Consider the following 11,790-nt stretch of genomic DNA (forward strand, 5'->3'; position numbering starts at 1 on the left):
AAATATATTAATGAAGTCGCTATAATTTTACTTTTTTATTGATTGTTTTTCCATCGCCTGTTACCATTCGAACTACATAAACTCCTGATTCTAAATTGTTTGATTTGAATTCGGACCTGTTAATCTCCTGCTGAAGAATCAATGCCCCCGAAATACTATAAATGCTGACCGTTTTAATCCCTTTTTCAGCTCTTGCATTGATCTGACGGTTCTCTGCAAATATTTCAGCTTTGCCGGCTGACGAATTTCCTGTCAGCGTTTTCTTGAATTGCAGGTTATAGAATTGAGTAATAATTTCAAAGGTATTGTTTTGATTGTCAATATCTTTCAGGTCTATTCCGTTGTCTCGGTTATATTGTTCCCTAGAGACCGTTTTCAAAAGGTTTTTATTTTCATCAAAAATATGAACTGCGAGTAATTCATCCTGAGGAATTTTCAATTTTAAAATACCATTGATTTCAGACTGTATAATCTCATTTTCAGAAACTTCGGCAGGCGTATTCTTTATAAATGGAATCAGTTTCTGTTCATTGTTTTCCTGTACTTTTAAAAGATAGACCCCGTCTTTTAGTGCAGATAAATTTTGCTCTGTCCCGGATTTACTCACCGCTTTTTCCTTATTGAAATCTGTGATTCCAATAAGCTCAAGATTACCAAGGTCAGGCTTTAGCTGAGAAGAATAGGCCAGATCAGCGGCTCCTGGTTGGGGATTTTCCTGTTGTTTAGAACTTAGTACTGCCCACTGGTTCAGCAGACCTCCGCTTCTGAGGGTATTGAATTTCGCATTAGAGGCCAGGGTGAAAGGAAGAATTCCGCCTACATGCCCCAAAGGTCCCCAATAAAATGAATCCAGCTTATATTTGTTCAGATCCCACCATGCATAATATCCACGCTGCGTATCAATGGTTTTTGATGTATTTTCAGGCGGAATCGCCAGATCTACTGTAGAATGTCCCAATGTCATTGGAGTTTTATTATACCAGTCATAGACATCTTTTGGTTTCATGCATCTTCTGAGATTATTGTTCGGGTTATTGGTCACATCATTAATGAAATTCTGAGTAAAGAGTTGTCTCCAGATCACCGGTCCCCAAAGCAGCCCTCCGTTGTCCTGAACCACATGATAATTGTATTTATCCAGATATGCCGGAGAGATCACTTCGGAAATGCTGTTGTTGTACGTCTTAAAGCCTGTATTGTTGCAGGTGTGGAGAACATTGGCAAGGAAAGAGGTGAACGGATAAAAATCTTTTTCCAGGACCCCTTTGTTTAATGTAACGCCTGAAAAATCATAAGGGCCGTCTCCCATATAAGCGTATTTGAATTTCAGATTGGTAGGATTAGAAGTATTCAGGGTTTTTAAGGTGGCCATTGCGGCATGTGCGCCTTGTGAATAACCTGCGAGGAAATATTCATCGTATCGTTTTACACCTTTTTGAGCGAGGACTTTATTGGCAGCTGTAACAAAATCTATGGTCGCACCAGCCTCTGTGGCGGTGTCTACATAAGGGTGAACCCCGTCTCCGCTACCCATCCCTACATAGTCAGGAGCCATCAGGATATAACCGTTCAGTGCATAGGAGAGTTCCACCACAAATCCGGCGGTCAGCGTTCCTTTCAGGTTTGATGGAACATTATCCCTGCTGTCAGTAGTTCCGTGGTCAGACACCACAGTAGACAGCTTAAAATTAACATTGGGATACATCAGGAGTCCTGTAGCCTTTACCAGAACATTTTTTTCATTCTTTGTGTAGTATGTAATTTTATATCCTTTAAGGCCCACATTGAAGCCATTAAGGTAGCTGGCGAAATCAGGGGCGTCTTGATCCCCAAGATTATTGGCAATAAAATTAATAACACCCTGAGGCGTCAGATCCAGTTTTTGCTCAACGCTGACAAGATCTCCCGCCTGCTGGGCAAAGAAGAACGGTGCTGTTAAACCTAATAAAAGTGTGGATAATTTTCTCATATACATATTTTTTGTTGAGATTAAGTTATTATTTTTTAATAAAATAATTAAAATATTAATACATCAATAATTATTCACTGAATATAAGTTCCCTGCAAAGTGAGTAAAATAAAGAGTCCGGCCGAAGGCCGGACTCTCCTAATGAATATGTTCTTATACACATTAAGGAAAACATAAAATAAATTTTTTTAACCATTAAGAAGTGTTAAGCTTTTAAGAATATTAAGGAGCGCGCAGGTTGAGAAGGCTATACTTAAAAAAATCTGTAGATTTTTTCTTAACTATTCTTACCTCCTTAATCAATCTTAATGTTTTAAGAAGCATCTTGCCGGGCGGAATTTGACAAAATTTCATGTCTATAGCACATTAAAAAAAGACTGTCTCTAAGAGGCAGTCTTTTTTGTGTATTTTTCAGCTTTATCTAGAATGCGTTGATTCCGGTAATATCCAGACCGGTGATCAGCAAATGCACATCATGTGTACCTTCGTACGTAATCACGGATTCAAGGTTGGCTGCGTGTCTCATCATCGGGAATTCACCCATGATTCCCATACCGCCAAGGATTTGTCTCGACTCTCTTGCAATATCAATAGCCATTTTCACATTGTTGCGTTTTGCCATTGAGATCTGTGCAGGACTTGCTTTGTGGTCATTTTTAAGATTTCCTAACTGAAGGCATAATAACTGAGCCTTTGTAATTTCAGTTAAGAATTCAGCTAGTTTTTTCTGTTGAAGCTGGTAAGAGCCGATTGGCTTCCCAAACTGTTTTCTTTCTTTGGAATACTGAACAGCGGTACAGTAACAGTCGATAGCAGCACCGATTACACCCCATGAAATTCCGTATCTCGCTGAGTTAAGACAAGATAAAGGACCTTTTAATCCTGTTACTCCCGGAAGTAAATTTTCTTTAGGAACCTTCACATCGTTGAAGACCAGTTCTCCTGTTTTGGAAGCTCTTAAGCTCCATTTATTATGGGTTTCAGGTGTGGTAAAACCTTCCATTCCTCTTTCTACGATCAACCCTTGTATTTTTCCTTCTTCATTTTTAGCCCAAACTACGGCAATATCGCATAAAGGAGAGTTCGTGATCCACATTTTGGCACCGTTCAGAAGGTAATGGTCACCCATATCTTTGAAATAGGTTTCCATAGAACTTGGATCAGAACCATGGTTAGGCTCTGTCAATCCAAAAGAACCAATCATTTCTCCTGAAGCAAGGTGGGGAAGATATTTTTTCTTTTGCTCCTCAGAACCAAATTCATTGATCGGGAACATCACCAGTGAGCTCTGTACCGAAGCAGCAGAACGTACTGCAGAATCTCCTCTTTCCAATTCTTGCATAATCAAACCGTAAGAAATCTGATCCAATCCTGAACCGCCATACTCAACCGGGATGTAAGGGCCTAAAGCTCCGATTTTCCCTAATTCCTTCATTAGGTTGGGAATGTCCGTATGGTTTTGTGCGGCCTGATCAATCTGCGGCATTACAAAACTTTCCACCCAATCTCTCACCGATTGACGGATAAGTTTGTGTTCTTCAGTAAGTAAAGCATCAATTCCGTAGTAGTCTGGAATGCTTGTAAGAGGATAATATGACATGATATTTTTGATTTGCCTAAAAGTAAGACTTTTCGTGTGGCTGGAAAAATTTTTTTTAAAATCTTTATTGTTCCTGATTTTCAGTAAGATTAATCACGTTTTGCAAAATTCAACGGAATACAGCGTATTAAGATTCCTCATCATTGGAGATAGGATACTGGTTGGCAGCATTATGCACCTTGCTTTTGAATTTGTACAGATATGGAGCCTTGTTGGCAGATCCGTCATAAAGCTTTTCAAGTCTGTCAAGGATATTTAAACTTAATATTTTCCGCTGGAAATTATTCCTTCTGAATTTCTGTCCCAAAATAGTTTCATAAAGGGACTGAAGGTCTTTCATTGTGAATTTTTCAGGAAGAAGGTTGCTGGCTGCTACCTCGGTATTGATATTCATCCGAAGGTATTCAAGGCCGGTTTCTATAATCCTGTCATGGTCAAATGCCATTTTGGGTAATTTATTGACTTCAAACCATTCACAGCTTTCATTAAATGCATCCGGAAAAGTATTGGCAATAGAAAAATCGATAAGGCTGCAGTATCCTACCGTGATAAACCGCTGGAAAATCCAGTGATCTTTAGGAACTTCAATGCCTTTATTCTTGAGAAGAATCTGGTGTACATTATTCTCTGTACGGTCTATTCTTCCAAAGGTATGAAACTGCTTAAGAAACAGATCTTTAAGGTGCGTTCGCTCATGCAAAACCCTGGCGGCGGCTTCACGAAGATCCTCATCATTGAAAACAAAACCTCCCGGAAGAGACCAGAGGTCCAGATCATGATATTTTAAAAGAAGAACCTTCAAAATATTATTGTGAAAACCAAATATGGTGCAGTCAACAGATACATGTGCTACAAAATCTTTTGTATCAATAAGCTCCTGAAGGGTTTCTTTGTTTTTGGTGTCTTTGATTTTCATGGCAGTAAAAATAAAATTATTTTCTATAATTTCTTTGCTGCAAGTCTAAAATATACCAAACTTACTGTAAAAAGCACTGAAACAGCAAGTAATATGTATAATGGATAGTAATTTAAAAGCTGCCTTCCAAACAGTACAGCCATAATAATTGAGCTTACTGAACTTCCCAGTGACGAGAAAATAACGATCAGGGAAGTAAACAGGTTAATTTTTTCTTTGTCAATCTTTGCAATCATTTTGGAATTGATAACAGGATAAAGCGGTGATAGAAAAAGCCCAACCACAGGAAACAGAAAGAGTATGACAGACGAATTAACCGAGTCAAAATACTGGACTCCCAGAATAATCAGGAGCAGGGCAATGATTAAAGAAATGCATAAAACATAATATTTTGACAATGAAAATCTGTGGATGATATTGGCAGTGGCAGTTCTGCCGGCATAAGAAAAAAGCGCCAGGAAGGAAGTGGCCTGCAGGGCAAAAAATGAATTGACATTCAAGTGATTTTTATAAAACGAAGGGAGCCATGAATTAAAGCTCTGCTCCACAAAGACAATAAAGAAAATGACCGCAAGAAATGCGACGGTTGCAGGGCTGACAAATACAGAAAGTTCAGAAATAATGCTTTTACTTTCTGTTTTTTTTGTTTCAGAAATATTCAGCCGGGTAAACAGATAAATGGTGATCATACAAAGTACCGATATAGACAGGAACCCGAATTTCCAGAATTCTGAATATGCGCTAGAAATCAGCCATCCGAAGCCTGTATTCACCACAAAAATGCCCACCATAAATGAAGCTTCCACGCTGTTCATCATTTTGGCAAGAGATTTTTCATCCGAAATATTGTTCCTGATAATTCCGAAAACACAAATTTTGCCCACCGCAAAACAGGTCCCGATAATAGCAAACCATACCTTATAAAACCAGAAATCTTCCACAAACGGCAGCAGGCAGGAGCAGATTCCTACAATGACAAGAGCAGAAACCAACGCTCTTTTTGTTCCGGTTTTGCCAATGAAATTCACTGCGAAAAGTGAAATAAATGCAATGGGAAGATCTTTGAATGATTCTAAAAAGCCTAACTTTTCGTAGGTGATTTTTGCTTCTGAAAGTTGAAGAATCACAATGCCCATACAGTTTAAAACCATAGAGAAAATAAGAAAGGTCAGTTTTAAAGGAAGGGAGATCCGGGAAGGCTTGACGGTCATTTTGGGGATTTTTTATATTGATTTTTTAAGATAAATTTAAGAAATATGAAGCGAATAAGAGGCTTTAAGGGCCCAAAAATAAACGAAAAATTAAAATATTTATGAATATAATGTTAATTAATTAAAAAAAAATATATTTTTATTGTCTCAATTTGAGAATTAAAAAACTAACTGTATATGAATATAAGAATATCTAGAAGTCTGGGAATGGTTGCTGTCCTGTATTTTACAGCCAACTTCAACGCACAGACCACGGTAAAAGACACCGTTCCGAAAGAGAATAAAATTGAAGAGGTTATCGTGATCGGTTATGGTACACAGAAAAAAAGTAATGTAACCGGAGCTATTGCAAGCATTAAAGCGAGTGATATCGAAAACATCCCAGCCGGTAAACCCGAACAGGTATTACAGGGAAGGGCAGCAGGGGTTTCCGTTGTGACGAATTCCGGACAGCCCGGAGCCGCAGCTACCGTACGGGTGCGGGGAATCACCAGTTTCGGGGCAGGAAGTAACAGCCCTTTATGGGTAGTGGATGGTATTGTAGTAGATAATATCGGATGGCTGAACCAGTCGGATATAGAAAGCATCGAAGTACTGAAGGATGGTGCATCATCTGCAATTTATGGGGTTTCTGCCGCAAAAGGTGTAATTCTGGTGACGACAAAAAAAGGGAAAAAAGGAAAACTCAGCCTTTCTTATAACGGGTTTTACGGTTTTTCCAATACCTCTAAAAAATTGGATCTTTTAGATGCTACCCAATATGCAAACATCATTAATGAAGGTTTTGTCAATGATGGCGGAGCACCGAGATATACCAATCCTGCTTCATTAGGAAAAGGAACCAACTGGCAGGATGCCATCTTCGGAACCGGTGAAAAGTCTTCTCATGAAGTGAGCATTACAGGCGGTAATGAAAAGTCAACTTACTATACCTCGTTTGGATATTTTGACCAGACAGGTATTGTAATGAGCGATATTTCCTACTACAAAAGAATCAACGCCAGATTTAATTCAACCCATAAGGTAACAGATTTTTTAACCATCGGACAAACCTTTGCTTACACAAGAGTGAAATCCCAGGGGATCAGTGCCAATGAGGAATTCGGAGGTCCGCTGGCTTCAGCAGTTAACTTAGATCCTACGACTCCGGTAGTGGTTACAGACTGGTCCATGGTAGATCCGAGTGGCTATACCAACCCATACATCATTCGTGATGAGAATGGCAACCCGTATGGAATTTCCCGTTACGTTAACCAGGAAATGACCAATCCGCAAGCCTTCAAGTATATACAGCAGGGGAATCACAACTGGTCTGATGATTTTGTAGGAAGCGTTTTTGCTGAACTTAAACTTCTTAAGCATTTCACTTTTAAGACAAGTTTAAATGGGAAGAAATCCTACTGGGGCAGCCGTACCTTTACCCCTAAATATTATTTAAGTCCTAATTTTAGCAATACCAGCTTCAACAGTCTGAATAAGGTGGACGAAAATAAATTCGAGTGGAGTATGGAAAACACATTAACCTATCAGAATAAATTCGGAGATCATAATTTAAATATATTAGTGGGTCAGGGTGTGTACCGGTATAATATTGCAGGAGGAGCCAGTCTAACCTATACCAATTTGCCTGTTGATAACTGGCAGGATGCATCATTTAATTTTACAATCCCACAGGATGACATCACCGCTACTGGATGGGATGGTGTTCAGACCCGTAAAGCATCTTATTTCGGTAGAATTATATATGATTATGCCGATAAATATTTATTTACGGGAACCATTCGTAGAGATGGTTCATCAAAATTTGCCACGAATAAACATTGGGGAACTTTCCCTTCTCTATCTTTAGGATGGAATGTTCACAAAGAAGATTTCTGGCCTCAGAATAAAGTAATTAATAATTTGAAGCTGAGAGGGGGGTACGGAGTTTTAGGAAATGATGAGATGGCGAATTTTCAATTTGCAAGTTTCATGGCTTCCGGGAGCAATTATACCACTGCAGGTAATAACATCATCATTGGTTATGCGCCAAGCACACTGGAAAATCCGAGTCTGAAATGGGAACAGACCAGCCAGCTGAATATCGCTGCAGATTTTAAACTTTTCAATAACTTCACTTTTACGGCAGACTGGTATAAGAAGAAAACATCGGATATCTTAAGACAGGTGAATATCCCGGGTTATGTAGGGGTTCCTAATTTGCCTTGGGCAAACGTAGGGGATATGGAAAGTTCAGGACTGGAACTTGAACTGGGCTACAAAAAGAACTGGGAAGATTTCTCCATATCCGTTAATGGAAACTTTTCCACGGTTAAAAATAAAGTGTTACGACTGGAAGATGATATAGATTATTTCAACCTTGCTTCTTTCCAGACGATGGGAGCCATTTCCAGAGTGGCAGTCGGGCAGCCGTACGGATCTTTTTACGGATATACGTATAGTGGAGTGTTCCAGAATCAGGCACAGGTTGATGCTTATACCAATGCTAATGGAATCAAGCTGTTGCCTAATGCAAAGCCGGGGGATTTTATCTGGCAGGACAATAACGGCGACGGTAAAATTGATGACAATGATAAAGTAAATCTGGGAAGCTCTATTCCGAAATATACTTTTGGTTTGACTGTCAATTTAAATTATAAGAATTTTGATTTTATGGTGTTTGCGCAGGGGCACGGTGGAAATAAAATTTTCCAGGGGTTAAGAAGACTGGATATGCTGGATGCCAACTATCAGACGAGAGTGCTGGATCGCTGGACCGGAGAAGGCTCTACCAATGAGAACCCAAGAATTACAAGAAACGACCCGAACCATAACTATTCCTGGATGTCAAATCACTATCTTCAGAAAGGAGATTATGTCCGTTTGAAAATTATCCAGTTAGGGTACACGCTTCCTCAGGATGTTACCAACCGGTTCGGAATGAGCAAAGTAAGACTATACGTAACGGGAGAGAATGTATTTACTTTCACAAAATATACGGGCTATGATCCGGAAATTTCAGGAAGAAACAATTCCGAGCAGGACATTATAGGGGTTGACAGAGCTTACTATCCGCAGGCCAGAACATTTTTGTTAGGGGCTAATATCCAATTTTAATAATGAACAAAATGAAAAATAAGAGTTTTTTATATAAAGGCCTTGCCGTAACACTGCTTACAGGCCTGAGCTTTAGCAGTATTTCCTGTAATGATTCCTATCTGGATGATGTAAAGAATTCAGGAAATTTTAATACCGATCTGTATTTTCAGAATGAGCAGCAGTCTTTCAGTGCATTGGTTTCTGTATATGATATTTTAAGGAAATATTCCGGAGGATTCGAGAATACGGTTACCTTTTTCAATGCAGGATCTGATGATTTCTTTTCTGGTGGCGGAAATTCCAATGACGGAGCCGGAATTCAGGGGCTGAATAATTATACTATTAATCCCAATACCATGCCTGCAAGTTACTGGAAGGACTTTTATCAGGGGATTGCACGTGCCAACCTGGTCATAGAAAGAGTACCTGGGGCTACCATGGGCGAAGATGTTAAAAAAAGATTTATTGCCGAGGCAAAGGTACTCCGCTCGCTGTATTATTTCGAGCTGGTAAGAATGTTTGGAAATATTCCGATCGTGCTCAAAACCATTCAGTTTGGTGAAGATTACTGGAATATACCGCAGGCAAAACCGACTGATGTATATGCACAGATAGAAAATGATATGGTGGCGGCTATTCCTGATCTGATGATGACGGCCAGCGGGAATGACAGAGGCAGAATTACGCAGGGAACGGCAAGGGCAATACTTGGTAAAATTTATCTTTATGATAAAAAAATGCCTCAGGCTGCAGCACAGTTTGCCGAAGTAAATGGGACACCCGGAGGAACCAGCCAATATGGCTACAAACTGGTAGCCAACTATGCAGACCTCTTTAAAGTAGGACCTGAAACGGCGGATCCATATAAATTCTCAACAGAATCCATCCTGGAAGTGATGCATACCAACAAAGGAAACTCCGACTGGGGATTCTGGGGACAGGGGAAAGACGAAGGAAACTCCATTAATGTAATGGTGGGTCCCCGTTCTTATTCTTTGATCAATGTTCCCGGTAACAATGCTCCGGATGTTTATTCAGGATGGGCATTTAATACCGTAACAAATGATCTGTACACGTTTATGCAGGGAGATCCGAGATTAAACACAACCATTTTCAATGCAAAACAGTTAGTGACCGATGGTAAAATTTCTTACAGTCCTGCTTTTGCAGATACAGGGTACTTCCTAAAGAAATATTTACCTACCAATGACCTGAAAAGTTCACTTCCCGGACCGGCAGAACTGAATTTCAGACAAAATTATATAGCCATAAGATTAGCCGATACCTATCTGATGGAAGCAGAAGCTTTAGGAGGCAGCGGCGGCAGAGCACAGGCGCTGCTGGATGCTGTAAGAGCAAGAGTAGGGTTAACGCCGGTTCCTGTTTCTTTACAGGCGATTAAAGATGAAAGAAGAAGAGAGCTTGCCGGAGAAGGACACAGATGGTTTGATCTTGTCAGATGGGGAGATGCCCCAACAAAACTGGCATTCAAAGGATTTGTAGCCAACAAAAACGAAATCCTGCCGATTCCGTTTAATGAATTACCCAATACAGCCTTAAAACAAAACCCAGGCTACTAAAACATGAAGTTTCACAGCTTATATAGTTTCTTTTTTAAAGGTACCGCGCTGCTTGGCGGCGTGGTACTTTTTCCTTTATCATGTACATCCATGGGAGCCGGTAAGGGAAATAATGTTCAGTACTGGCTGACGAAAGGCAATGAAAGTATAAAATTACAACAGCAGGTTCCTGTCAGGTTTGCAGACCTATCCAATAACTTTCAGAATATTGAAGTTGATGATACTCAAAAATTTCAATATGTTGATGGTTTCGGATATACGCTCACCGGAGGAAGTGTTGAGGTGATCAACCGTCTTTCCCCGCCCAAAAGAAAAGCCTTGCTACAGGAGCTTTTTGGAGATGATAAAAACTCTGTTTCCATAAGTTATCTGAGATTGAGTATTGGAGCTTCTGACCTTGACGGTAAAGTTTTTTCCTATGATGACCTTCCGGAAGGACAGACAGATCCCACACTTTCAAAATTCAGTCTTGAAAAAGACAGGGCTTTGATAGAAATGCTCAAAGAGATTTTGGATATCAACCCTAAGATTAAGATCATCGCCGCTCCATGGTCACCTCCGGTTTGGATGAAAGACAACGGAAAATCTAAAGGAGGAAGCTTAAAACCTGAGTTTTATAAAGTTTATGCCGAGTATTTTACGAAATACATCCTGGGCATGAAAAAAGAAGGTATCGAGATTGATGCGGTTACTCCACAGAATGAGCCTCTTCATCCCGGAAACAATCCGAGTTTATTAATGTTGTCCGGACAGCAGAGAAACTTTATCAAAGGATATCTCGGGCCTGCTTTTAAAACAGCTAATATCAAAACAAAAATTGTGGTGTATGACCATAATTGCAATAAGCCGGAATATGCCCTTGATATTCTGAAAGATCCGGAAGCGTACCGCTATATTGACGGTTCGGCTTTCCATTTGTACGAAGGGGATATTTCAGCTTTAAGCACCGTACACAACGCATTTCCCGATAAAAATTTGTATTTTACCGAGCAGTGGACGGGAGCGAAGGGTACTTTTAACGAAGACCTGAACTGGCACATGAAAAATGTAGTGATTGGTTCCATGAGAAACTGGAGCAGGATTGCGTTGGAATGGAATGTAGCGAATGATCCTCAGTATAAGCCGCATACAGACGGAGGGTGCACGGAATGTAAAGGAGCCATAACCGTCTCGGACAGTGAGAATTTTACAAGGAACGTTTCCTATTATATCATTGCTCATGCCTCCAAATTCGTTCCTGCAGGTTCACAGCGTATTGCTTCCTCACAGACAGAAACCCTTTCTACGGTGGCTTTTAAAACCCCGGCCGGGAAAACGGTGCTCATTGTTCAGAACGGAAACAGTTCCGATGAAAGTTTTAATATCAAATACAACGGGAAAACCGCTTCCGTAGTTCTTTCGGGAAATTCGGCGGCTACTTATGTTTTTTAATTTAA

The 11,790-nt window shown here is 40.0% G+C and carries 7 protein-coding genes; 3 read left to right on the plus strand and 4 right to left on the minus strand.

Annotated elements, in window-relative coordinates:
- Positions 1–19: 19 nt before the first annotated feature.
- The 4 genes from B7E04_RS12455 to B7E04_RS12470 all read right to left on the minus strand — a co-directional run bounded on the left by B7E04_RS12455 (position 20) and on the right by B7E04_RS12470 (position 5,696).
- Positions 20–1,969, minus strand: coding sequence for a T9SS type A sorting domain-containing protein (locus B7E04_RS12455; protein ID WP_080780675.1), 1,950 nt, complete (start codon positions 1,967–1,969; stop codon positions 20–22).
- Positions 1,970–2,390: 421 nt separating this feature from the next.
- Positions 2,391–3,569, minus strand: a complete 1,179-nt coding sequence (locus B7E04_RS12460; protein WP_062652243.1) for an acyl-CoA dehydrogenase family protein — start codon at positions 3,567–3,569, stop codon at positions 2,391–2,393.
- A 127-nt stretch (positions 3,570–3,696) separates the two neighbouring features.
- On the minus strand, positions 3,697–4,485 hold the full coding sequence (locus B7E04_RS12465) for an NUDIX hydrolase (RefSeq protein WP_080778954.1): 789 nt from the start codon (positions 4,483–4,485) through the stop codon (positions 3,697–3,699).
- Between the two features lie 23 nt (positions 4,486–4,508).
- Positions 4,509–5,696, minus strand: a complete 1,188-nt coding sequence (locus tag B7E04_RS12470; RefSeq protein ID WP_080778955.1) for an MFS transporter — start codon at positions 5,694–5,696, stop codon at positions 4,509–4,511.
- Between the two features lie 177 nt (positions 5,697–5,873).
- On the opposite strand from B7E04_RS12470, the gene B7E04_RS12475 reads away from it, so the two are divergent.
- Genes B7E04_RS12475 through B7E04_RS12485 form a run of 3 tightly spaced genes read left to right on the plus strand, consistent with a single transcriptional unit; the run spans position 5,874 to position 11,785 of the window.
- Positions 5,874–8,792: a SusC/RagA family TonB-linked outer membrane protein gene (locus B7E04_RS12475; protein WP_080778956.1), complete on the plus strand. Its 2,919-nt coding sequence runs from the start codon at positions 5,874–5,876 to the stop codon at positions 8,790–8,792.
- A gap of 11 nt (positions 8,793–8,803) precedes the next feature.
- Positions 8,804–10,354, plus strand: a complete 1,551-nt coding sequence (locus B7E04_RS12480) for a RagB/SusD family nutrient uptake outer membrane protein (RefSeq protein WP_080780676.1) — start codon at positions 8,804–8,806, stop codon at positions 10,352–10,354.
- A 3-nt stretch (positions 10,355–10,357) separates the two neighbouring features.
- Positions 10,358–11,785, plus strand: coding sequence for a glycoside hydrolase family 30 protein (locus B7E04_RS12485; protein WP_080778957.1), 1,428 nt, complete (start codon positions 10,358–10,360; stop codon positions 11,783–11,785).
- Positions 11,786–11,790 lie beyond the last annotated feature (5 nt).

The organism is Chryseobacterium phocaeense, assembly GCF_900169075.1.
Classification (GTDB): domain Bacteria; phylum Bacteroidota; class Bacteroidia; order Flavobacteriales; family Weeksellaceae; genus Chryseobacterium; species Chryseobacterium phocaeense.